General features: G+C 51.6%; 22 protein-coding genes. 7 read left to right on the top strand and 15 right to left on the bottom strand.

Going from position 1 to position 24,433, the window contains the following annotated elements:
• Window positions 1-577: 577 nt before the first annotated feature.
• Window positions 578-1,207, bottom strand: coding sequence for a TetR/AcrR family transcriptional regulator (locus GO984_RS10215; RefSeq protein WP_157022437.1), 630 nt, complete (start codon window positions 1,205-1,207; stop codon window positions 578-580).
• Window positions 1,208-1,308: 101 nt separating this feature from the next.
• On the opposite strand from GO984_RS10215, the gene GO984_RS10210 reads away from it, so the two are divergent.
• The gene (locus tag GO984_RS10210; protein ID WP_157022436.1) at window positions 1,309-3,354 is read left to right on the top strand and encodes an NADH:flavin oxidoreductase; all 2,046 of its coding nucleotides are present in this window, start codon (window positions 1,309-1,311) and stop codon (window positions 3,352-3,354) included.
• A 155-nt stretch (window positions 3,355-3,509) separates the two neighbouring features.
• On the opposite strand, the gene GO984_RS10205 is transcribed toward GO984_RS10210, so the two are convergent.
• Both GO984_RS10205 and GO984_RS10200 read right to left on the bottom strand, forming a co-directional pair.
• Window positions 3,510-4,181 (bottom strand): glutathione S-transferase family protein, encoded by a 672-nt coding sequence (locus tag GO984_RS10205; RefSeq protein WP_157022435.1) that lies wholly within the window; start codon window positions 4,179-4,181, stop codon window positions 3,510-3,512.
• Window positions 4,181-4,564, bottom strand: coding sequence for a VOC family protein (locus GO984_RS10200; RefSeq protein WP_157022434.1), 384 nt, complete (start codon window positions 4,562-4,564; stop codon window positions 4,181-4,183). The genes GO984_RS10205 and GO984_RS10200 overlap by 1 nt, the downstream gene beginning before the upstream one ends.
• Window positions 4,565-4,666: 102 nt before the next feature.
• Between GO984_RS10200 and GO984_RS10195 the strand changes: the two genes are divergently transcribed.
• From GO984_RS10195 to GO984_RS10180, 4 genes are all read left to right on the top strand, one after another.
• Complete coding sequence (locus tag GO984_RS10195) at window positions 4,667-5,542, top strand: LysR family transcriptional regulator (RefSeq protein WP_167740289.1); 876 nt, start codon at window positions 4,667-4,669, stop codon at window positions 5,540-5,542.
• 277 nt (window positions 5,543-5,819) lie between these two features.
• Window positions 5,820-6,458, top strand: coding sequence for a class I SAM-dependent methyltransferase (locus GO984_RS10190; RefSeq protein WP_157022432.1), 639 nt, complete (start codon window positions 5,820-5,822; stop codon window positions 6,456-6,458).
• Window positions 6,459-6,678: 220 nt separating this feature from the next.
• Entirely contained in the window at window positions 6,679-7,428 is a 750-nt protein-coding gene (locus tag GO984_RS10185; protein WP_157022431.1) for a substrate-binding periplasmic protein, read from the top strand.
• A 7-nt stretch (window positions 7,429-7,435) separates the two neighbouring features.
• Window positions 7,436-10,144 carry a hybrid sensor histidine kinase/response regulator gene (locus tag GO984_RS10180; protein WP_157022430.1) on the top strand — a complete coding sequence of 903 codons (2,709 nt, stop codon included), beginning with the start codon at window positions 7,436-7,438 and terminating at the stop codon, window positions 10,142-10,144.
• A gap of 91 nt (window positions 10,145-10,235) precedes the next feature.
• On the opposite strand, the gene GO984_RS10175 is transcribed toward GO984_RS10180, so the two are convergent.
• Entirely contained in the window at window positions 10,236-11,177 is a 942-nt protein-coding gene (locus GO984_RS10175) for a DMT family transporter (RefSeq protein ID WP_157022429.1), read from the bottom strand.
• A complete protein-coding gene (locus GO984_RS10170) occupies window positions 11,113-11,565 on the bottom strand; it encodes a YqfO family protein (protein ID WP_157022428.1) in 453 nt (150 codons plus the stop codon). The genes GO984_RS10175 and GO984_RS10170 overlap by 65 nt, the downstream gene beginning before the upstream one ends.
• A gap of 115 nt (window positions 11,566-11,680) precedes the next feature.
• Here GO984_RS10170 and GO984_RS10165 point away from each other — a divergent pair, with 115 nt between their 5' ends.
• Window positions 11,681-12,343, top strand: coding sequence for a helix-turn-helix transcriptional regulator (locus tag GO984_RS10165; protein ID WP_157022427.1), 663 nt, complete (start codon window positions 11,681-11,683; stop codon window positions 12,341-12,343).
• Window positions 12,344-12,383: 40 nt separating this feature from the next.
• Here GO984_RS10165 and nadC read toward each other — a convergent pair whose 3' ends face one another.
• From nadC to nadA, 3 genes are read right to left on the bottom strand one after another with little or no spacing between them, the layout of a single operon-like run.
• Window positions 12,384-13,241 (bottom strand): carboxylating nicotinate-nucleotide diphosphorylase, encoded by an 858-nt coding sequence (nadC, locus tag GO984_RS10160; RefSeq protein WP_157022426.1) that lies wholly within the window; start codon window positions 13,239-13,241, stop codon window positions 12,384-12,386.
• Window positions 13,238-14,803, bottom strand: a complete 1,566-nt coding sequence (locus tag GO984_RS10155) for an L-aspartate oxidase (protein WP_157022425.1) — start codon at window positions 14,801-14,803, stop codon at window positions 13,238-13,240. The genes nadC and GO984_RS10155 overlap by 4 nt, the downstream gene beginning before the upstream one ends.
• Before the next feature lie 7 nt (window positions 14,804-14,810).
• A complete protein-coding gene (gene nadA / locus GO984_RS10150; protein WP_425339648.1) occupies window positions 14,811-15,860 on the bottom strand; it encodes a quinolinate synthase NadA in 1,050 nt (349 codons plus the stop codon).
• Between the two features lie 254 nt (window positions 15,861-16,114).
• Between nadA and GO984_RS10145 the strand changes: the two genes are divergently transcribed.
• Window positions 16,115-18,097, top strand: coding sequence for a hybrid sensor histidine kinase/response regulator (locus tag GO984_RS10145; protein WP_157022423.1), 1,983 nt, complete (start codon window positions 16,115-16,117; stop codon window positions 18,095-18,097).
• Between the two features lie 113 nt (window positions 18,098-18,210).
• Here GO984_RS10145 and GO984_RS10140 read toward each other — a convergent pair whose 3' ends face one another.
• The 7 genes from GO984_RS10140 to GO984_RS10110 all read right to left on the bottom strand — a co-directional run bounded on the left by GO984_RS10140 (window position 18,211) and on the right by GO984_RS10110 (window position 24,432).
• A complete protein-coding gene (locus GO984_RS10140; RefSeq protein WP_157022422.1) occupies window positions 18,211-18,921 on the bottom strand; it encodes a copper homeostasis protein CutC in 711 nt (236 codons plus the stop codon).
• 191 nt (window positions 18,922-19,112) lie between these two features.
• Entirely contained in the window at window positions 19,113-19,901 is a 789-nt protein-coding gene (locus tag GO984_RS10135; RefSeq protein WP_157022421.1) for a class I SAM-dependent methyltransferase, read from the bottom strand.
• Window positions 19,901-20,674: an ABC transporter ATP-binding protein gene (locus tag GO984_RS10130; RefSeq protein WP_157022420.1), complete on the bottom strand. Its 774-nt coding sequence runs from the start codon at window positions 20,672-20,674 to the stop codon at window positions 19,901-19,903. Before GO984_RS10130 ends, GO984_RS10135 begins: the two co-directional genes overlap by 1 nt.
• The gene (locus GO984_RS10125; RefSeq protein ID WP_157022419.1) at window positions 20,671-21,732 is read right to left on the bottom strand and encodes a FecCD family ABC transporter permease; all 1,062 of its coding nucleotides are present in this window, start codon (window positions 21,730-21,732) and stop codon (window positions 20,671-20,673) included. The genes GO984_RS10130 and GO984_RS10125 overlap by 4 nt, the downstream gene beginning before the upstream one ends.
• 62 nt (window positions 21,733-21,794) lie before the next feature.
• Window positions 21,795-22,949, bottom strand: a complete 1,155-nt coding sequence (locus GO984_RS10120) for an ABC transporter substrate-binding protein (protein WP_138162372.1) — start codon at window positions 22,947-22,949, stop codon at window positions 21,795-21,797.
• A 172-nt stretch (window positions 22,950-23,121) separates the two neighbouring features.
• On the bottom strand, window positions 23,122-23,520 hold the full coding sequence (locus GO984_RS10115; protein WP_138162373.1) for a RidA family protein: 399 nt from the start codon (window positions 23,518-23,520) through the stop codon (window positions 23,122-23,124).
• A 21-nt stretch (window positions 23,521-23,541) separates the two neighbouring features.
• Window positions 23,542-24,432, bottom strand: coding sequence for a sugar kinase (locus GO984_RS10110; RefSeq protein WP_157022418.1), 891 nt, complete (start codon window positions 24,430-24,432; stop codon window positions 23,542-23,544).
• Between the last annotated feature and the right edge of the window lies 1 nt (window position 24,433).

Genomic DNA, 24,433 nt, shown 5'->3' with positions numbered 1-24,433 from the left:
GCGTACCTCAAAAACAGCATGTTCACTTGTCGTTGTTTCCCTGCCGTTTTTTTCCGAAATTGGTTGGGTGTCATTCCAAATTTGCGACTTGAAAAACTGCGTGAAGTTGGCGGGTTCAAAATACACGATCTGCGCAGCTATATTAGCGATAGCGGTATACTGCGGCTGGCAGGCCATGCGATGTTGCCATTTGCGTGAATGTGTCAGGTCGGGTCTCCAAAAAAGGGGATAACCGAGATAGATCAGCTCTACACCGTTGACCTTCGTCTGGGCGGTGCCCATTGCCAACTGCTCCAGTTTGTTCGGATCATCACCGTGCACGGGCGCAGCGGTAAGCTGGAAGTTTTCCTCTTCCGCCAACGCTCGGACTTCCTCAAATTCTCGCAACGAGTTATCTGCCTCAAGTTCAAAGATGTGACCCAAGTGACTGAAGTCCGGCATAACCCACCTAAGACCATTGAGACTGCCGACTTTCGGTATCCGGTTTCGGGTCCCCGTGACTTGGGTTCTGCCCGTCGCAATGTAACTGTCTACAATAACGGAGGCCACGGGATCGGACACTGCGGTATCAGGCCAATCAGCCGGGTACTCCCTCACGATGACGACTTAAAAAGTCATCGATCTCCTGCTGGGTGGGCGGTTCGCCAGCAAACACCTCTACGTAATGGCACCCAGCAAGTGCACGATCCAAACGAGCCTCGATGATAGGCTTCGAATAATACCCGCTTTGCGTCAGGATCGTCGTCAATGCCCGATAGTGAGCTGCGTCCGGCGTCACACCAAATCGTAGAAATACTGCCCGAACCGCCTCTAATCGGTCCGCATCCGAAGCCTCCACCAATTTTTGCAATTTACTATCGTTGCGGGCCCAATTGTGGATTGCCAAGTCAAGTGGCGCATCAAAAAGATCAGGATCAATCCAACAATCAGTCAGGTTGAATAAAGCGGAACACAGACTATCCGCAGGGGCAGAGCAGCGTTCAAGTATGATGCCGGTATTGCGAGCCTGCCAAATATCGACAAGCGCGTCGTGCAACTCGGCCAGATCTTTGAAATGCCAGTAAAATCCAGTTCTGGTCAGATTTAGCTTCTTCGCAAGAGGCATGATTTTGACAGCTTCGATACCGTCCTGCACAAACAGGTCATATGCAGCGTCAAGCCAAATGCTTCGGGTCGCACGTGCGCGGCGTTGTAGGGCGGTTTTCATGGTTTGACTCTAGTGCACTTGACATAAGTGTCAATTGTGTAAAGCATAACCTGACACATGTGTCATGATCGATTCTTCAGCCACTCCCCAGAGGTTGCCCAATGTCCAACGACCCCTTGCTTCAGCCATTTCAACTCAAGCACCTAACCCTGCGCAACCGGATCATGACAACCAGCCATGAACCTGCTTACCCAGAAGATGGAATGCCCAAAGAACGCTATGCGGCCTATCATGCGGAACGCGCCAAAGCTGGTGTGGCTATGGTGATGACTGCAGGATCAGCTGCGGTCAGTAAGGACAGCCCACCTGTATTTAACAATATCCTTGCCTATCGCGACGATGTCGTTCCATGGATCCAGAACCTGACCGATGCGGTACATGAGCACGGCTGCGCCGCGATGATACAACTGACCCATCTTGGACGACGCACAACCTGGAACAAAGGGCATTGGCTGCCCTCTGTATCCTCCTCCAGACATCGTGAGCCTGCCCATCGCGCCTTTCCAAAGCTCATCGAAGACTGGGATATCGAACGGATCATTTCCGACTTTGCTGACGCAGCAGAGCGCATGCAGGCAGGCGGAATGGACGGCATTGAATTGCAGGTCTACGGTCATCTGCTGGATCAGTTCTGGTCGCCTCTGACCAACGACCTGACAGGTCCCTATGGCGCCGACACTCTAGAAAACCGCATGCGGTTCCCGATGGATGTTTTAGACGCAATTCGCAAGCGCGTGGGAGCCGAATTCATCGTGGGCCTACGCTACACGGCCGATGAAGCGCAAAAGGGTGGCATCTCTCATACAGAAGGGTTGGAGATTTCCAAACGGCTGGCCGCCACCGGTAAGATTGACTTTCTCAATGTGATCCGGGGCCGCATCCACACCGATCCCGCAATGACCGATGTGATCCCGGTGCAAGGCATGAAAAACGCGCCTCATCTGGATTTTGCCGGCGACGTGAAGAAGGCAACTGGTATGCCAACGTTTCATGCTGCCAAGATCCCCGATGTTGCCACGGCCCGTCATGCAGTGCAGGCCGGGCTGCTGGATATGGTTGGAATGACCCGCGCGCATATGGCCGACCCCCATATCGTGCGTAAGATAGTTGAGGGCCGAGAAAATGAAATCCGCCCCTGTGTTGGCGCCACATATTGTCTCGATCGGATCTATCAGGCTGGCGACGCACTTTGCATCCACAACGCAGCCACCGGCCGCGAGCTATCTATGCCACATGAGATCACGCAGGCCGATAATAAGAAAAAGGTTGTAATTATCGGTGCAGGTCCAGCCGGATTGGAAGCGGCACGCGTCGCATCAGAACGTGGGCATGATGTTACGGTGTTTGAGGCCGCTGCTGACCCTGGAGGACAAATTCGTCTGACTGCGCAAAACCCACGGCGACGTGAAATGATGTCGATCATCGACTGGCGCATGTCACAGTGTGCCGCCCGCGATGTTACATTTCAGTTCAACGCCTGGGCTGAAGTCGAAGACGTAACCGCGCTTAATCCCGATGTGGTGATTGTTGCAACCGGGGGGATGCCCAACATCGCACTGTTTGAACAATCAGACGAACAGCCCAATGTGGTGACAACCTGGGATATCATTTCGGGCGATGTGAAACCTGCAGATACCGTCCTGATCTATGACGAAAGCGGTGACCACCCGGCATTGCAGGCAGCGGAGGTAGTGGCAAAGGCTGGCGCAGTCGTTGAAATTATGACACCTGATCGCACCTTTGCACCTGACGTAATGGCAATGAACCTCGTGCCCTACATGCGATCACTCCAAGACAAGGACGTGACGTTCACCCTCGCCCGCCGCCTGCTCGACGTGAAACGCGAAGGCAATAAACTGACTGCAACAGTTGGCACAGACTACAGTGATCACACCTATAAGGCAGAGTATGAACAGGTTATCGTCAATTACGGCACCTTGCCGTTAGACGACCTCTACTTTGATCTGAAACCTTTGTCTTCAAATCAGGGCGCTGTGGATCACGAAGCGCTCATCGCGGGCAATCCCCAGACCGTCACCCGTAACACAACTGGGCAGTTCCAGCTGTTCCGCATTGGTGATGCCGTTTCCGCCCGCAATACACATGCAGCGATCTATGACGCGTTGCGTCTGATGAAGGATGTCTGAACTGCAAAGCTGCAAAACACCTTCTTGAGCAGTTCAACACAAAATGCAGTATGACGCGACCCCTACCCGCTTGCCTTAAACTGACAGACACACATTGGCACGCGACGCCGTTCGCCGCGTGCCTTTTCATGATCGTTTCGCAAAGCAGAAAAGTACTACCGCAACTGCGCCGCTGCAAAGCTGCTCTGGTCCGCGATGAATTGCCTTAACATCACGTCAAATTGGTTTGGCACAGCACTGACAACGGACGAACGATGTGCCAACGCATGGCTCCACCGTCTCAGCCTTGGACAGGCTGCGAGTAAGTCCATCGTTGCAAGGAGGCCCAAAGCAGGAAGGAAACGGAACACTGTTGCGTAGACCGCATCTATGAGTTGGAATTGGCTTCCCGCAAAATAGGGGCCTTCACTCACTTGTTTGTCGAGTATTGCAAACATTCCAGCAATCTTGCCAAAAGCCTCGACCTGTTCAGTTTCAGTCTGTGTGCGGTAGATAATGGTGGCGATGACATCCAGAATTTGGTCACCATATGCAATCCACGCCCTATGCAATCCGCGATCCAATGCGTCGCTCGGATGAAAGGCCTGTGCACCGTTCTCCTGCAAGTACTCAGAAATCACAGTGGATTCGAACATCGCGGTGGTTTGATCCACGATCAAGACGGGAACTTTGCCTGTCGGAGAAAGCTTTGAAAGCCAGTCAGGTTTGTTGTTCAGTTCGATGTCGGTCCGGTCAAAGGGAATGCCCAGCTCCAGCATGGTGATGACTGCTCGCTGGACATAAGGGCAAAGTTCGTGACCTATGATGTGGAACTGCGATGTCGACATCAGGTTGTGCCTATCATGCAATGAAGGTTGAGCTTGTTGCCATCCGGATCTCGGAAATAGGCTGCAAAAAATCCACTGTCACCATGGCGCGGTCCCGGTGCACCACAGTCTTCACTGCCAAGTTCGATTGCCTTGGCATGAACTACGTTGACCATTTCCGGATTTTCAGCATGCAGCGCAATCATCATTCCATTGCCCACAGTTGCTGCGGTTTTGTTTTCTGGAACATGGACAGAGAAATTCGCTGCTCCATTTTTGGTGCCCCAAACAATGAAGTCGTCCATTTCCATGATACGAGACGCGCCCAGCATCCCCAAAATGGTATCGTAATAGGCCGAGCTGCGCGCAAGGTCATTGGTTCCAACTGAGATGTAGCCAATCATTGATTAGTCCTTATTTTAGATTGCCTCTTTGATTAGGGTATTGCGCAGATGCACGAAATGAGCGATTCTTAACTTTCAGTTTTCAAATTTGAAATGGTACAAATGGACTGGAACGACCTCAAGATTTTCTACACAGTCGCCGAACAACGAAATCTCACAACCGCGGCGGATGTCCTTGGGATGAGCCACACAACGGTGTTTCGCCGTTTAAAGGCATTTGAAAGCAGTATCGGCTCCCGGCTTTTTGACCGCATTCAGGGGCGCTACGAACTAACAGAAACAGGCCTGCGCCTGCTTGGCAAAGTACGTATCATGTCCGGTATCGTCGAAGACGCGGCACGTGAAATCGTTGGTGACGACCGAACCCCCGGGGGCACGGTCATCGTGACCGCTCCCAGTAGCTTTGCTCAGCATTTTTTGCCAAGTTTTTTACTGGAGCTTTCAACGCTCTACCCGGAAATTGCTGTCACGCTCCTGGTGACCAACGATGAGTTGAACATGTCGACCAGGCAGGCGGACGTAGCCCTGCGCGTCACGAAATCTCCACCTGATCATCTGGTGGGCCGCAAGCTGATGTCTATCAGGTGGGGGATGTATGGTGCGCCCAGCTATTTTGAGCGACATGGAAAACCTGAATCCAGTCAGGACCTAACAGGTCACACATTCATTGGTGCAAGCGGGCGTTTGACGACACTTGAGGGCTACACTTGGCTCGAGCGGCAAAATGATCTTCTGTCGCGCACGCATACGGACGATCTGACCACCATGTCATCCCTTGCGGCAGCGGGTCATGGTCTTGCTCTGTTACCGGACGACCTGTCCCGTGATGACCTAGAGCGATGTTTCACGCTTGAGCTGGCTGGCAAAAACAGCCTTTGGATCCTGACACATCCTGACCTGAGACGTGTCGAGCGCATAAATATCGTCATGCGGTTTTTAGGCGAGAAATTCAAAACTGAGCTGCGCCTGCAGAGATAATGATATGATTGACCACACAAGTAGTCCACGAGCACCTATGGGACGCAATACCTCGACGGGGCCTAGATCAATTGGTCTTGTTACGCGAAGATAGCAATCAGCACCGAAGGACAAACCTGAACAACTTTGGGTACAACTGATTGTTCCTGCCGTTTCGCTGCGCCGACTTTCTTGCTGCCCTCAGGAACGTTTGTCAAAATTAACAACACTGACAAACCTATGGTTGAAGCTTGAACCTTCCCGACTACATTGGAGAAGCATTTTGGAGGGCTGCCAGTTGAGCGATAGAGACATTTCAGATCTGGCACTACAGACACAGGTGACTTATCAGCGCAACGCTCGCAGATTTGCCGATGAACGCCCAAAGTCGTTGATTGAGAAATCATGGCTTGACCGGTTTCTGAAATGGATACCAGAAGGTGGCAAAATTCTGGATTTGGGTTGTGGCCCTGCAGAGCCGATCGCCTCGTATTTCATGGGGCATGGTCATACGGTTGTTGGGCTGGATGCATCATCAAACATGATAGACATGGCCCGTTCGAACATCCCGAGTGGTGATTGGAGACTTGGGGACATGCGCTCATTTGAATTCTCCGAACGGTTTCACGGTATCATTGGTTGGAACAGCTTTTTCCACTTAACACGTGACGAACAACGAAGTGTGCTTCCCTGTCTCGCCAATCATCTTCACCCGGATGGTGTTTTATTGCTTACAGTCGGCCCGCGTGATGGTGAGGTCGCAGGATGTGTTGGGGATGATCCAATCTATCATGCAAGTCTGTCTCCAGAGGAATACGACAGCATCCTCTCAAGCTTAAGCATCCAAATACGGCAATTCGTGCCTGAAGACCCAGAGTGCTATGGCATGACTATTCTGCTTGCCCAGAAGTCCAAAGAAGCACCAATTACTGCATAGGTTTTCAGTGTTCTGGAGCGAAGGCCCTCTCAATTTCGCAATTCAGCTATAGAAGCTGTGGCGACACACCGTCATCAGCAGCTAGGCGACCAGATCGCAAGCTGAGAACTCAATCTATGAGGCGCAGACTTGATTCCAATATCAAATGGTCACAACATGTAAGGATCAACAATTGCTGGGCGAACTATAAATTGCACAGACGTAAGAAAAGTGAGGGCAAATGAACTTCGCTAAATCGATGGCTACATGCCTTAGTATGCTCGGCCTGGCCTTTTTCGCCAAACCCGTTTTTGCAGAGAGCTTAAGCTTTGCAGCTGTGGATCTCGTTCCCTATGTCCTCCATGATGACCCCGGCGGTCGCCTCGGCTTAATGGTCGATATAGACACCGCTATTTCCGAACGGATGGGCATTCCTGTTGAAGATGAAGTGCTTCCTATGGCACGGGCCATGAAAAACCTGGAGCGTGGTCTCACAGATTGCGTTGTCATTGCGCTTACCCCCTGGAGCGAAAGAAAGTTCCAGCCAGTAGCCAAAATTCTCAATCGATTTGATGCAGCCATTATTACGCGTGAAGGTGTCCCAATCACACGGATTGAAGATATACATGGCCTGCGTCTGGCAATAACACGAGGTAGCTTCGCAGATTCCCCGATATCATCAGACCCCAATATCACGCAGGTTCCAACAAATGGGTATGAGCAAAGTGTGCGCCTGTTCAAAGCGGGCCGGGTTGACGCCGTTGCCGGGTCTGAACTCAGCATCTTCTACTATTTTGCCGCCGAGCAAATTAGTCGCGAAGATATTGGTGGCATTTTACCAATCATCCACGCATCGTTATGGCTACATTGCGGCAAAGGTCAGGTGCCGGATGATGTAATACTACGGCTGCAAGAGGTTACAAACGAACTTCGAATAGAAGGTGTATTCACCCGGCTTCTCAAACGCTATATTCCCGACGATTTCAGCTAAGTCGAGGATGGAAACTTCGTTGTCCAAAAAGTTCACGAAAAGCCTATCTTTCAAACAAGCGCGTGCAGCCGTCATCACCGGGTTTGTATTGGGAATTGGGTTTGGTGCCCTTCAGATTGCCGCCGATTTGCGGAGCGAAATTGACCAGACTGATAAGACATTCAAACAATCCCTTAGGGCATTCGAGCAGACTGCGTTTCAAGCCGCCTATGGTCTGGATAAAGAGTTGGCGCAAACGGTGGTCAACGGCCTTTTTCAAAAGCCTGCTGTCGTCGAAGCGAAGATCATCGATAGCTACAACGACACCATGTACTTTAAGAGTCGACCTCAACTAAAGAACTCATTTTCCTGGTTGGCCGAAGGCATATTTGGCGAAGCAAAGTCATTTTCGACACGACTAACAGACAAGCAGACAGGTTTTCATGCTGGCGATCTAACTATCAGCGTGGACACAAATGTGATCGCGCAAGCATTTTTTCAACGCTCGGGTTTGATCCTCAGTTTCGGAATTCTGAGGAACGTCTTTCTGGCGATCATTCTCACTGTTCTATTCCACAACATGTTAACCAGACCGCTTCGAAAACTCTCGGGTTTGATCCATGATGGAGCGCAAGAACTGCCTGTCTCTGCCTCTCACAAAAACGACGAGCTGGGCGCAATCGCCCTTGAGTACAATCAGCTTTCGCGCGATCGATCCGAGGCTATTGAGCGTCTTCTACAGGAAGAAGTTCGTTTCCGACGGCTCTTCGAAAACAGTGAAGTCTCCCTTTCAAACGCCGACTATTCTAATGTTTTCAAAACTCTAAATCAGTTACGAGAGGATGGGGTAACCGATTTACGCGAGTACCTTGACAACAATGAGGATGCGACCTGGGACATTTTTACGACGATCAACATTCTCAGCGCAAATCTCGCAACACTTAGACTTTTTAATGCCTCGTCAGAGGCCGAGCTGCTTGAGCATAGTAATAAAACTTTCAACCCATCAACGATGGAAATGTTTAAGGATCAGCTTTGCGCAATCTGGGCTAAGCACAGTACATTCAGGGCGGAAACCACCTTCAAAACTCTCGATGGCGTCGAGATTGTCGGTGTGATTTCACTTCCCCTTCCTGAGACAGAAGATGGGTTCCGAAGCATTCCCGTCAGCATTTTGGATATAACCGAGTTTAAAAAAGCAGAAACAGAACTCACATTTCGTGGCGAAATCATTGAAGGAATGAGTGAAGGTGTTCAGGCTTCTCGTATCTCGGACGGGATTATTATCTACACAAACGCGATGTACGATACCATGTTTGGCTATGAAGAAGGTGAACTCATAGGTGAGTTTGTTGGAACAACCAGTGCTGAAAAAGACAAGACACCCGAGCAGACCACCGCACATATACATGGTGAAATTGAAGCCAATGGAAGTTGGGTAGGGGAAATTCGAAGTATCAAAAAGGATGGAACCGTTTTCTGGTGTGAAGTCTCAGCGACCAAATTTGAGCATCCCTTGCATGGCAGCTTGTCAATTGCCGTCCAATCCGACGTAACAGAGAAAAAGATAACGGAAGAAAAACTCAGACAATCTCAACGGTTAGAGGCCGTCGGCCAGCTAACAGGAGGTGTAGCCCACGATTTCAACAACCTTCTTGCGGTTATCATGGGAAACCAAGAATTGCTCCGTGATGAAATAACCGACCCGGAGAACTTGAAGTTCATTGATGCCAGCATTGGCGCGACCCGACGTGGTGCAGATTTGACCAAAAGCATGCTGGCCTTCGCACGTCGTTCACAATTGGCCCCAGAAAGCACCGACTTGAATGCACTTATTCTGGATACCAAAAATTGGATCCACCGAGCCCTTCCGGAATACATCGATTTTGTAACGGTGCTCGAGTCCAATTTGTGGGCTGTTGAAATAGACCGGAGCGCTGCGGAAAGTGCGGTGTTAAATTTGATCGTAAACGCCCGAGACGCCATGCCCGATGGAGGCGAGTTGTCCATCACAACAGCGAATGTCACATTTGATGAAACATCGAAACCCTACCAGGCTGACGAACTAAAGACAGGACGGTATGTAACTGTTGCTGTCAGCGACAGCGGGCACGGGATCTCTCAAGAGATTATTGCAAAAATTTTTGAACCCTTTTTCACCACAAAACCAATTGGTTCAGGTTCAGGGCTTGGCCTGTCAATGATTCAAGGGTTTATGCGGCAATCCAGAGGCACTGTCCGCGTCACTACTGAGCTCGGCGTAGGAACGACATTCACACTCTATTTTGATGCAGGAACAGGTACCCCTGTCAGACCAAAAAAAGAAATGGAACATGCAGCCATCGCAACAACTTCAGGGGCTCGAGTTTTAGTTGTTGAAGATCAACAGGATGTTCTGGACATCATCAAATTGATCTTAAAACGTGCTGGCTATATTGTGTCATCCGCCAACTCGGGTGACGCAGCCAAGGCTCTGTTTGACGATGATCCTGAATTCGATTTGCTTATCACCGATCTTGTTATGCCAGGGGAGACCCAAGGGGCTGAATTGGCGCGCTACGTTTCCCAAATATGCCCCGGTTTACCAGTTGTCATCATGTCCGGCTATGTTGGAAATGACGCTCCACAAGATAACCAAACCCAACAACTGGGACCTCAATCGTTTCAACTGACTAAGCCAATCCGACGTAACGAACTTCTTTCAGTGATCGAAGCCGCACTTCAACACTCGGCCTGATTTTTGAAGCCATTTTTTGCGATGTGGGCCGAAGTTCTCTTGTCTTTTGATACCATGACAAAGGCAAACCACATCCCGAAACCGTAACGAGTTAGTGAGTTTTCGTAGACTGCCCACTTTGCTGAAGGATGTGTAAAACCACCGCAATGAAAACCATAGCGCCGCCAGTTATAGTTTCAGCACTTGGAATTTCGGCAAAGCACAGCCACACCCAAATGGGAGCAAGAGGTGCGTCTAGTGCACCAATCAGCGCAGTTTCGATTGCGGGGATCATCCGCGCTCCAACGGTAAAGAGCGCCAGGCCAATTGCAGAGTTTACAAGGCCAAACAAAGCAAGAAGACTCATGTCATAGCCACTAACAAAGAGACCATTGCTGAATGGGAAAGCCGCAACGCTACTTAATAGCGCGGAAACACAGGCGGCGGGCAAGATTGGGATATCCTGGAAGCGGCGCGATATTACCATCATTACCGCAAGTGAAAACGTCATTCCAAATGCCAATACATTGCCGACAAGATTTCCTTCGGCACCAAGCCCAACAATAATACCCACACCAAAAAGCGAAAAGACACTTGCTACAACAGCGCTGCGCGCGGGTCTTTCACCGATTAAAACCCAGGCAAGCGCAGCGGCAACCAATGGCACCGTCGCATAAATGATCGAAACATGTGCTACGGTTGTCATGCGCAACGACGTGATAAAGCACAACATTCCAACGGCTGAAACCATTGCAAACGACCATCCTGCACCCCCCATTTTGCGGATATCACGGATTGCATTGCGCCCCTGTATCGCGAATGCCAGTGTAAGAATTCCAACCGCTCCAAACACGCCCCGCCACACCAAAATAGTTCCGGTATCAAGCGGTATCAGACGTGTAAACAAGCCGGCTGTGCTCCAGGCTACGGCAGAAACGGTCACTAGGAGTAAGCCCAATTGGTGACCGTTTCGTTGGGCAAAAACTGCCTCACTCACTTGCTGTTTTCCAATCGCCACTTTTATTCCACCAGCGATGAGGATTGGCTTGGTCATCTAATCCTTTGCAGGTGCTCCGCAGGACCTCCTGCACGGTAATGACGGGTTCGTAATAGCTGTGCACCTCATAGATCGCCTCGATGATCTGATTGAGCGCGTCAGCCTCACGTGGGATGAAAAACCGCATTTCACCTACGTCAGGACGGCGCCGGATTTCATCTTCCGCGCCAGTTGGTGTTCCTTCCAGCGGGCGATAATATTCGACCCCGCCCGGTGCGAGATATCCGTTGCAATCCGTCTTACCTTGTTGCAACGAATCGATTTTTAAAACCTCATCGAATACTCGATCAACATCTGCCGATGGAGCCTGATACTGAACCAGCCAAAGCGGTTCCATGGTAATCGGTCTGGTGTCAAAACCGGCTTGAATAATGCTTTGTATCATGTGTGATTTCCCGTTTCCGAATTGCGTTATCAGTTTGCTACCGGATCACTGCTGACATGTATCTGTCAGCAGTGATGTGTTATCTGCAGGAATGTTCTAACCAAGGGGAAACAGGATGCGGTCTGCTCGCATGTTCGAGATTATTCAGCTGCTTCGAAGCGCCAATGGTCCGTGTACCGCCCAGAACATTGCCGACATTCTGGAGGTAACAAAGCGTACAATTTACCGCGACATCGCATCACTTCAGTCGATGAGGGTCCCCATCGAAGGCGAGGCAGGCATCGGATATGTCATGCGACCCGGGTACAATCTACCGCCGGTTAACTTTGACATTGAAGAAGCAGAAGCCATTTCAGTTGGGCTGAGCATGATCTCCAGAACTGGCGACAAGAGCCTGGAGAAAGCCGCGCTGCGCGCGATGAGGAAACTTTCCGAAGCCACCCAACTCAGTGAGAACTTATTCTCATCCAGTTGGGGTGCAAAAGTTCCCGGCCATATTGACCTTGCCGAAATTCGAAATGCTATCCGGCAAGAAACCAAACTTGGCCTGATCTACCAAGATGTTGAACACAAATCGACCAAACGCAAAATACGACCCATTGCACTGGTTTACTATGCTGAAGCGGTCGTGATCGCTGCCTGGTGCGAACTGCGCCATGATTTTCGACACTTCAGATCCGATCGCATACTCTCATGTGACCTACTGACCGAAGGGTTTGAGGGAGAAGGAGTTGAGCTAAGACGCAAATGGGCTGAGGTGCAGGATACCGATTTTTAGCCTAGGAGAGGCATTACAGTACTGCCTTGCCCGGACACGATCAGACCTCATCAAAATCCAGTCCCAGATCAATTGTTGGGGCAGAGTGCGTCAGGGCGCCTGACGAGATGTAGTCCACTCCGGTCGAGGCAATCGAAGCAATGCGATCGAGTTTCACATTACCGCTGGCTTCGGTCTTCATCCGTCCAGCCACCAGTTTCACGGCCTCACCCAACATGGCGTTATCCATATTGTCAAGCAACACCACCGAGGCCCCGCCGACATCAAGAACCTCTGCCAGTTGGTCCAACCTGTCTACCTCAATCTCGACAGCGACCATGTGACTGGCGGTTGCATTGGTTGCTTCCAGAACTTGCCGGATACCCCCTGCCGCCGCGATATGGTTATCTTTGATCATGATGGCGTCTGACAGGGAAAACCGATGATTGAACCCACCGCCATGCAGTACAGCGAGTTTTTCGACCAGCCGCAGGCCTGGTGTAGTTTTACGCGTACAGGTCACGCGTGTCTTGGTGCCCTTAGTTTCGGCCACAAAGGCAGCCGTCATGGTCGCAATTCCAGTGAGCCGTCCAGCAAAATTCAGTGCGACACGCTCGCCCGACAAGATCGACGCTGCTGACCCTTTTATCGTCATCAGCGTATCCCCTTTCTGACAGCATTGCCCATCGGGAATTTGAATAGCAATTTCAAGTGATGGGTCCACCAAACGAAACGCAATGGCGGCCACCTGCATACCAGAGACCACGGCCTCTTCGCGGGCATTAATTGCAGCTTCATAGAGTGTATCGGCTGCAATAACGGTTCGGGTGGTAATGTCCCCATAACTACCAAGATCCTCCATCAAAGCATTACGGATCATAGGTTCCAAAACAAGGTCGGGAACGGTGGCAAAACTCATACTTTTTCCTCACATGCCTGTGCCCGAATGGTGAGCGCTTCGGCGAATAGCATTTGTGATCGTTGTGCAAACTTCTCTGAGGCGACAGGAAAGTCAGAACGTTCGTGCGCGCCGCGACTTTCCTGTCGCACAAGAGCAGACGCAGCGATCAATGTGGCGGTCGCGCACATGTTCAAAAATGACGCACTATCGCGCTGGCTCGCTTCAAGCGTAGCGATCTTGCGAAGGGCTGTTGTTAATCCCTCGGCATCGCGTACCACGCCAACGAACTGGGTCATTGTTTTGCGCAGTTCAGCCACGGCCTTGGGATCAGCCCGAACACCGCAGGTTTCGAACTGAATATCAATTGGATTGGCAATTTTCACTTCGCCTAAATCGGCGGCAATGCTCAGTGCACAAATACGTGCGTAGACCAACGCCTCTAACAGCCCGTTTGACGCAAGCCGATTGGCCCCATGCAGGCCGGTCGAGGACGCTTCCCCACAAACCCACAAGCCTCGCAAGCTGGCGCGACCATCGGTACCCGTTTTGACACCGCCCATGTGGTAATGCGCCGCCGGGGCGATAGGGATCGGATCATTCACCGGGTCGATCCCATTTCGAACGCAGTGTTCAACAACCGAAGGGAACAGATCGGTGATATGCGCGCCGATGTCTTTGCGGGTATCAAGGACCGGACAGTTCCCCGCTTGCACTTGAGCAAATATCGCCCGAGCCACCACATCCCGTGGGGCAAGCTCGGCATCAGGGTGAACCGCTTGCATGAAGCGTTCACTATGGCGATTGATTAGTATTGCTCCCTCACCGCGCAGTGCTTCTGTTGCAAGTGGCGCCGGGTCTTCACCAACATCCATCGCGGTTGGATGAAACTGTACGAATTCGGCATCCGCGATCAACGCGCCAGCGCGCGCTGCCATGCCAATCACTTGTCCGCGAATACGAGGCGGATTTGTGGTAAGTGCATACAACCCGCCTGAACCACCTCCGGCCAAAAGAACCCCGGTTCCGCGCAGCATAACAGGTGCCGAGTCTTCATCTGCATCCTGGATCTCGATCCCAGTCACACGGCCAGCATCAACGTCCAGCGCCACCGCCATCATACCTTCAAGAACTTGGATCGAAGGCGTTGCCCTGACTTGTTCGATCAGCGCACCCATGATCCCTGCCCCGGCCTGATCACCCTTGACGCGTACAACCCGAGCAAACCCATGCGCCGCTTCACGCGATAAGACATATCCACCATCTTTGGTGCGATCAAAAGGCGTGCCCATAGAGGTCAGATCAAGGATGTAATCCCGAGCCTCTTGGGTCACCAACTCAGCCACTTCGGCATCTACCACACCCGCCCCGGCGTTAACCGTGTCACGGGCATGGTCTTTAGGGCTATCTGCCGGATCCATCGCCGCGGCCACACCGCCCTGGGCCCAAGATGAACTTGTCCCTTTGCCCAAACTTTCGGGTGAAACAACGACCACTGGATGCGGTGCCAACTTTAGCGCAGCATATAATGCACCCAGTCCAGCACCAACAATCACGATGCGGTCAGTGAAAACCTCGTTCATCGAAGCGTCACAGGCCCAGCTTACGAGAGAGATCGATCATCGCCTGTACGGACTGGCGCGCCTTGTCTGCAACCAGAGCATCCACCACAACCTGCCCCTCCATCGTGTGCAAGACATAGAGGATCTTCTCGAGCGTGATCTTCTTCATGTAAGGGCACATGTTGCAGGGGCCAATGAAATCTACTTGGGGCAGTTCATCAGCAATGTTCGACGCCATCGAGCACTCTGTGATCAGCATCGCCTGTTTGGGTTTTTCCTCGCGAACATATTTGAGGATACCACTGGTAGACCCACTAAAATCGGCCTCTGCCACGACATTGGGCGGGCATTCCGGGTGAGCGATCAGACGAACATCAGGGTTCCACTGGCGAAAGTCCCGCAGATCTTGTGGAGTATATTGCTCGTGCACGATGCAAGAGCCAGGCCAGAACACCACATTCTTGTGGCTTTCATTGGCCACGTTCTGTGCCAGGTATTGATCCGGCGTCATGATGACCGTGTCGCTCTCCATCGCGTTCACAATCTGGACCGCATTCGAGGACGTACAGCAGATATCTGATGCGGCCTTCACCTCTGCCGTTGTGTTCACATAGGAAACAACCGGCGCGCCTGGGTACTTGGCGCGCATTTCCTCAACACCTTCTGCAGTTATCGACTCAGCCAACGAACAACCCGCACCCATGTCCGGCATCAAAACTGTCTTTTCCGGACTAAGGATTTTCGAAGTTTCAGCCATGAAATGAACGCCTGCCTGTACAATGACATCCGCTTCAACTTCACCCGCCTTCATGGCCAGCTGCAAGCTGTCGCCAACGAAGTCAGACACACCATGGAAAATTTCCGGGGTCATATAATTATGACCTAAAATCACTGCATTACGCTCTTTCTTCAGCGCATTGATTGCCCTAACGTAAGGCGCATATACAGCCCAGTCGGGCGGTGTAACGACGCGTTCCATCTTGGCGTAAGTCTCCGACATCGACGCAGCAAGCTCAGCCGAAGGGGTCAGATCATAGAATTCGGAAAGGACAGTGTGAACATGTGAAAGATCTAGCAACGGGCTTGTCTCCATTTTCTCTGAGGCCTTGCTGATACACGCCCTCTGACCGGATGCCCACATCATATCTTATGGCAGATAGCCCGGGAAGATGAACTGAAGGAGACCACGCCGTCAGACTGTTCTCACTCAACTCTTTCGATGATGAAATTGTTCCAACTCCAATCCAATCAAACCAATAGTATGCCAAGATGCCTTGAAATCCGGCTGTATTTCCTTACCATCAACAAGTGTTGGCCCTGTTCTAATGTGTAATGAGTGAACAACTTCACGTATTGCGGAGATGCGACGCCGTGGACCAAAACCAAGATGATCCAGTGTTTCAAAAGATAACTGAATTGGTGCCACAAGAGTTTACGAAAGCTCTGACTGACGCCGGGATCGGGTTATGGTTATGGGATGTAAAAGCAGACCAGCTAGACGTCAGCCGCGGGATGGTACAGTTGACTGGCCTGAAGCAGCTTTACAGAGGTAGTCGTCTTGATGTGCTGCGTGACCTAATCCACCCCGAAGACGTCGAGGCCATTCAAGCCTCTACTCGCCGTCTTTTTGAGGATGGCGTCCCTTATGAAACTCTCTGCCGGATGCGACATAGCTCAGGTCACTTCGTATGGGCCAATACCTATGGATCATTGGTCCGCGATGAAAATGGTGAACCCCAGAAAATGATCGGCATCGTCCGGGTCATGGACGAATTGACACGGACAAAACGTGACCTGCTACATGCTGAAGAAATGGCACGCCTTGGAAATTGGACTGTTGATCTGGCCACGGACGAGCTCATTTGGTCGCAAGGAGTCTATAAGATCCTTGGGTATGAACCATTTAGCTTCCAACCCACTTTGGAATTTGCCCGCAAGCTTCGAGCAGAAGAAGACCGTGCGATGATCGAAGGTCTTATCGACGAAGCTGTAGAGAAAAGTGGCGCTTTCGAATACCGGACGCGTGTTCCCCATACCAGCGGCAAAGAAGTTCATATTAAGGTGAATGGCGCAATCGAAACTGGCATTACTGGTGCCCCGGTTTCTTACTATGGGACGATGCAAAACATCACAGCTGAAATCCAGCGTGATGAACAAATTAGGCAATCTCAGAAGCTGGAAACCATTGGCAAGCTGACAGGTGGCGTTGCGCATGATTTCAACAACCTGCTTGCGGTGATCCTTGGCAGCCTTGAGCTTGCTCAGGACGACATCGAGGACAGCGGCGTCAACGAGTTGATACAGATGGCAATTCAGGCAACGATGCGAGGGGTTGAGCTGACCGGAAGCATGCTGAGTTTTGCCCGACAGGCAAAATTGAAACCTCAAATTCTTGATCTCCACTCCGTTGTCGAGCAGACCAATAGCTGGATTGCCCGTACTCTGCCCGAGAATATCAGTATTAAAACCTCACTGCCGACCGATCTGTGGCCAATTTCCGCAGACCCAGGCTCAACTGAAAATGCCCTGCTCAATTTGATCCTAAATGCCCGTGATGCGATGGCTAAAGGGGGCGAGCTGACCATTGAGGCCGCTAATGTCAAAATAGACAGCGACTTTAGTTTTCAGCGGAATGATGAAGTTTCACCCGGTCAATATGTGATGTTGGCCATCAGTGACACTGGCGAAGGTATACCCGCAAACATCCTAAGAGAAATCTATGAACCCTTTTTCACAACCAAAGCACCCGGTGCAGGATCTGGATTGGGCCTTTCGATGGTACAGGGTTTCATGCACCAGTCAGGTGGCACCGTGCAGGTGTATTCTGAACCCGGTGTAGGCACGACATTCAAACTGTACTTCAAAGCTCTGAGCAGCAAAATTGAGACGCCCTCTGTCGAGACCGCGAAAACAAGAACTGCAAATGGAGCAGGTTTTAAAATTCTTGTCGCTGAAGACGAAAAAGAAGTTTTGGAGATCTTACTCGCGACACTCCGTCAGGCTGGGTATGCGGTCACCGCAGCACGGTCGGGCGATGAAGCACGGGAGATATTTGAAGCAGACCCGTCTTTTGATCTGTTGTTAACTGACATCGTCATGCCTGGCTCTCTCCAAGGGACCACGCTCGCACAGTTGTTGCGGAAACAAGCAGAGGATCTCCCGGTAGTCTTTTTGTCTGGTTACGCCAGCGAAGCAACCGTCCGCAGAAATGAAGTAAGATCTGAGGACATACGCCTAACAAAACCTGTCCGGCGCATAGAATTGCTGGAAGCATTAGAAAAAACGCTTGCCTCAAAGGTCGAGCCAAAACTGTAGAAGTCATTCTGATCAGCGCGAAACTGAGGAACAGCCCATGGCTTAAATATCTGGTTCCTACTGTAACCAGATCAGTAAACTGCTAGACTCAAACTCGCTGCAATGCCTCGGAATCAGTTTTTGCCTGACATCTGATTAACCATCTCTCGCACCCTCATTTCTGACGTTTCGAAGCGTCCACTGGGCGGATCGAAATCCGAAAATGCCAAATCGCCTGCCACCCTGACATTGCAAGAGGCGTGAACCTCTTGCACCCCAGTAACTGCAATCACTTCAGCTACATTGTCAGCGGTCAGCCCGCAGCCTGGCATTATTGAAATACGCCCAGCAGCTTGCGTTACCATCTGCGCAATCAACTTTGTGCCGTCTTGCGCAAATGGTTCAGCACCAGAAGTCAGAACCCGCTCAAACCCTAGATCAATCGCCTGACTAAGCGCGACAAGAGGCTCAGGTACTACGTCGATGACCCTGTGCAAGGTTGTCCCCAAATCGCCAGCAGCCGCCATCAATGTTGCCAACATTGGCACATTTAGACCGCGCGCAGCATTCTGCGCGCCCAACACAACCCCTGCTAGCCCGGCCTCACGTACCATCGCAATATCAGCCAACATAATACTGGCCTCAGCGTCAGAAAACTCAAACAAGCCACTACGCGGGCGGATCATTGCATAACACGGCACGGGGATCGCGGCTGCGGCATGCATCAGGCCTGCAGACGGCGTCAGCCCGCCCTCAGAGAGCGATGAACACAGCTCTACCCGCCCTGCCCCGCCATTCATTGCAGCAATCACGCCATCAATCGTATCGACACAGACTTCCAGCATGTTGCGTCCCTTCGTTTGCTTTGCAGGCCAACAGCCCACCAGATGCGCTCATGATTGTCAGACTTCAAGTCACTTGAAAACTACTTTGAGCGGACGCGACTACCCATCTCGAGCACTGGTTTGGCATGTTGAACCATGCGCGACTTTTCGAGCTCGGCGCTTACAGTTGGTTGGAACGCATATTCAAGTATTCAAGACGCGGTACAGACCAGCGCAAACCGATTTTCACTACTTTGTCGCAGTCGCACAGAAAGAGGCCAGGCTTTCATTCCCTGCCCATAAAGTGTGGATACACTAACCTTCTGCACGATTACAAACCCCGCTTGAATCAGGTCATGGCGAAGGTGTTCCAGAGTGAGCCCGTTTCGGTATGGCAGTTGCTTGCGGATCCTTTGATCTTTGGTCGTCTCGTCTGGAGATTTTTCCGGGAGCGGAGAAAGGAAGTCAGCAATTTGGCGCCGCAACCGATACAAAAACGAATGGCCCTGTTCCCAGTTGCCATCAACGAGCAACAGACGCCCTCCTGGCTTTAAAACACGACGCCATTCCGCATATGCTTTCTCTGGCTTGGTGAGTGTCCAAGCGAGGTGTCGTGTTACAGCAAAGTCAAACGCATCGTCAGCTACTCCTAACAAGTTTTCTGCATCGCACAGCAACGGTGTCCACGACTTCCCCATGAGCTTCTCTTTAGCTCTGTCATGCATTTTTTCGGAGAAATCCAGCCCCACGACCTCAGCACCAAGACTGCACAGTACCCGGCTGATCTCACCTGTGCCGCATGCAATATCAAGCACCTGCTTTCCGACCAGCATTTGGTCCGGCCCAAGCTCAAATGAGCGACGAATAAAATTCTGCCATACGGCTAATCCGTACTGATTTTCAATAAGATGCGAAGGGCTATCATCAAACGTGGCTGCACGATCCGACCAATAGCTTCGAATTTCTTCTTTCAGGTCAAAATTATGCCCACGAATATCCATCACGCTGAAAGACGTGCGTCAACGTAGAGCGCACCTCGTGTGGTTCGTTCCAAGTCCGTTTCCACCTTATAGGTCTCGCCAATTTCTGACAGTGCAAGGATGGTTTCAGGCGTCCCATCCGCTAGAATTTTCCCGTCTCGCAACAGGATCAACCGGTCACAAAATTTTGCAGCAAGATTCAGATCATGCAGGGCCGCAATGACCACTGGTCTATGCCGTCTGACCTCCGTTTTAATTGATGTCATGATCGACAACTGATGGTGTAAATCCAAGGCACTGGTTGGTTCATCCAACAAAATCACATCCGGCGCGCGGACCAGCGTTTGGGCCACCGCCACCATCTGTGCCTGACCACCGCTGAGATCAGCGATACCGCGATTAGACAAATGCGACAGACCTAATGCGGCAAGGATATCAGAGACCTGATCCAGATTTTCAGCCTCGACCCGCCATCCGGAGGTTTGTTTTAATGCCAACAACACACTTTCGAACACTGTCAGCAATGCATTGCAGCCAAAGGCCTGTGGCATATAGCCGAACCGCTGGGACCGGTCCCGGCGACGCATATGTGTAACATCATCATCATTCAACCGGATCGTCCCTGCACGAGCCGGGATTAGGCCCGCCAAGGTTTTGAACAAAGTAGATTTTCCTGACGCATTGGGCCCGATGAGTCCCACAAATGCCCCGTCTTCAATTTCTGGCACCGAGATATCGCTCAGAACTGTACGGTTGCCATACCCGGCCGCCAGATGCTCGATCGTTAGGGTCATGATAGCTTCTCCCGTCGTGAACTGAGGATGATGGAAATGAAAACCGGAACACCAATCAGCGACGTAATAATGCCGATCGGGTAAATGATCCCGGGTGTGATGGATTTCGAAATCAACGAGGTCAGCGAAAGCACCAATGCCCCGACCAGCGCTGAAAGTGGGACAAAGAACCGTTGATCCTCGCCCACCAACAGGCGCGCAATATGAGGCCCAACAAGACCAATGAAGCCAACGGTTCCAACAAAGGACACCGCCGTCGCTGCCAGCAGCGAAATGCAAATCAGCATCTCGACCCGAAGACGCGCCACATCAACACCCAGACTTTCTGCCGTTGCCTCGCCCATCCGCAGCGCCGTCATAGGCCAGGTTCTCAGCAAGCTGAAAGGGATCGCGACCCCAAGCAACAGTGTGCCAAGTGAGATTTTCTCCCAACTTGCCCGGCTTAATGAGCCCATCATCCAAAACACGATCCGCGCAATTTGATCTTCAGACGCCATGTACTGCATCAGGGCCAACAAGGCAGAAAACGTAAAGAAAATCGCAATCCCAAACAGGATCATGGTTTCTGATCCGACACCTTTTAAGCGGGTCGCAAACAGGATGAAGCCGCAGGTCAACAGCGCAAAGAAGAAGGCATTTGTGGTGACCAAAAGCCCGCCCACCGCAGGGACGATGCTAAATCCCAGAACGATGGCCAGCGATGCGCCAAAACTGGCCGCAGCTGACACACCAAGGGTAAAGGGCTCAGCCAAAGGGTTGTTCAGGATCGTCTGCATCTGCGCACCGGCCACAGCCAGCAACGCGCCGACCAGCACAGCGGTCACAGCCACTGGCAAACGATAGTCCCATACAATCACCTTGAGACGCACGCCGTGCGACATTGGGTCTGCAAAGACTTCGAGGACGGTAGACAACGGGTAGTGACCAGGGCCTGTAGCTACGTCGAGGACGAAGCTGAGAAGGAGAAGGCCTGCCACGCAGGCAATCATCACATAGCGCCGCATCACTTGGGATGCATAGGCCTGCCGCATCTCTGCGGGGCTCACATTAATTGACATATTGAAGATCTCTAATTGGATGAATGGTCCCGCCCAAAGGCGGAACCAATAGACCTAAGGGCTCAACCGCCAGCTGATAGGCTGCCCCAGAAAACGCCGGAGTAATCGATTGGCAGGAACTTCTCATGCAGTTCAATCATCGTGGCTTCTGGATCCAGATCCGCGAACAGATCAGGATGCAACCATTTGGCAAAAGCTTGCATCGCTACAAAGTGGTAAGGACTGTTGTAGAACTGGTGATAGATTGAGTGGAAATTACCATTCTTGACCGCCGACAGATCTGACCAGCCTTCACGGGCAGCCAGTGCGCCAAGACGCTCTTGAACCATGTCTTCACTGGCTTCATAGCCGAACAAAACCGCAGCGGTTGCCGGATTTGCCTCTGCCCAGTTTGCACCAGTTCCGATGATCACTTCAGGGTCGTCGGCAAAAATAGCTTCCAGGCTCACAGCGGTTTTGAACCCAGGGAATTTAAGCGAACCCCAGTTGCGACCACCGGCCAGATCAACCAGACGTCCCAAATTTGCGGCTCCAAAGGTACCACAACACTTGGCCGGATTATAGCCTGCCGCGCGCTCGATAAACACAATCGGGCGGTCTTCTGCGGGGATGGATTCAACGCGGCTGTAGATTTTCTTCATCTGCGCCTGATAATAGTCGGTAAAGGTATCTGCCTCGTCCCGCTTATCAAAGATCCGTCCCAACAACTGGATACTAGGCACTGTATTCTGAGTAGGGTCCTGCCGGAAATCGACAAAAACAGTAGCAACACCAGCCTCTTCCAGCTTCTCAATGATACCGCTTTCCTGGGCCTTCATCAGGTTGCCAAGGTTCATCAGTACCACTTCGGTACCCAGTGAAATCACCGACTCGAGGTTCCATTCGTCAGCATATGGGCTGCCAAAACTCGGAATGTCAGCAGCTTCGGGGAAGACGGCCTGATATTTACGGTAAGCATCCGGGTCATATTTGACCATGTCGTCTTTCCAACCGACGATACGCTGGAATGGGTTGTCACTGTCTAACAGCGCGATCGAATAAATCATCCGACCTTCGCCCAGAACAACTTTTTGTGGGTTCTTTTCGACTTCGACCGTACGGCCGGCGATATCAGTTATGGTTACGGTCTCGGCCAAAGCGAACGTGGCGGATGCGAAAGAAATCGCAGTAGCTGCGGCAGCGGAGCAAAGACCCCGTGTCAGAAGACTGACTGTCATGGGTCTCTCCAAATTATTAGGCTAACGGATGCATCCGTTAACCAGAGGAATGCTATTAACCCAGTTAAATTGTCAAGATATTTATTCCATCAAATTACAAGGCTTTCACCTGCAACCGAACCCAAACACTCGCATTGTCAGGGTCCGGTCTTCAGGTTTTAGCTCACCATCTTTAGTCCAACGGTTTATAAACCATCGCGTCGATCTCAACTTTGGCATCAACCATGATCTGCGAGCGCACGGTCGACCGGGCAGGACCACCATTGGGGAAATAACTCGCGTAGACCCGGTTGAAGGTCCAGAAGTCACGCGGATCATCCAACCAAACGCCAACCTTGGCGATGTCCTCCAATGTGCAATCAGCCAGCGCCAAAGCGGCAATCAGGTTCTCCATAGTTTTGCGGGTCTGACTTTCGATACCACCGGCTTCTATTTCGCCGTTTTCCTTCATGGCCACCTGACCGGAAATAAAGACAAAATCACCGGCACGAACCGCTGGCGCAAATGGCAGGGCCTGGCCACCTGCCCCGGTACGATCATCGCCTAAACGCACGATTTTCTTGCTACTCATTTTAGATAGTCCTTTTAAAGTTTAGAGTGTGTGATTGAACGGGATTGAATCAACCGCGCCATAGCCAGTGGTGGACAAGGCTGCTCCGCTGTTGGCGATTTTTGCAGCGTTCAAGATATCGCCGTCACGCAGATAGTTCGCCAGAAAGAGCCCATTGAAACAGTCGCCTGCTCCGGTTGCGTCTTTGGCCTGCACTGGTGTACCGGGAATGGTAACAACATCATCGCCACCAGAAACGGATACACCATCTGCACCCAGTGTCAGGGCAACAATTTTGACCCCCAGATCATGGTAGAATGCGATAATGTCCTCGGGGTTGTGCAAGCCAGTCAACTGGCGCGCGTCATCCAACCCTGGCAAGGCAATGTCGCAACATTGCATTAGGTCATGTGTCACCGAGCGTGCCTGTTCCAGTGACCAAAGCGCAGTGCGCAAGTTCGGGTCGAATGCCACCGCCACGTTGTTTTTCCGCGCAGTCGCCACGGCCTGAAAAGTTGCGTCGCGCAGGCAGCTACTGACCCCAAGCCCAATGCCTGAAGAATAGAACATACGGGCCTTGGCAATCGCGTCGTCAGGCAGGTCATCTGCCGTCATCTGGCTGGCGGCAGAGCCCTTGCGCCGATAGACAAAGTGATGCCCCTCCGCATCATGAAACACAAAATAGATCCCGGTTTCCTGCCCCGGCACCACCTTTACATGATCTGCCGAAACCCCTTCACGCTGCCATAGCTGACAAAGATCACGTCCAAATGGATCATCTCCAACCCGCGAGATCAGACCAACGTCCACACCCTGTCTTGCGGCTGCAATGGCAACGTTGGACACATCCCCGCCAAAGCCCGCCCGAAAAGAACCATCAGGCTGAGCATTCAATTCACAAAGTGGTTCGCCAAGACATATGAGCGCACTCATC

It is taken from the genome of Parasedimentitalea huanghaiensis, assembly GCF_009753675.1.
In the GTDB taxonomy this organism is placed as follows: domain Bacteria; phylum Pseudomonadota; class Alphaproteobacteria; order Rhodobacterales; family Rhodobacteraceae; genus Parasedimentitalea; species Parasedimentitalea huanghaiensis.
This window is presented reverse-complemented; position numbering and strand designations above follow the sequence as displayed.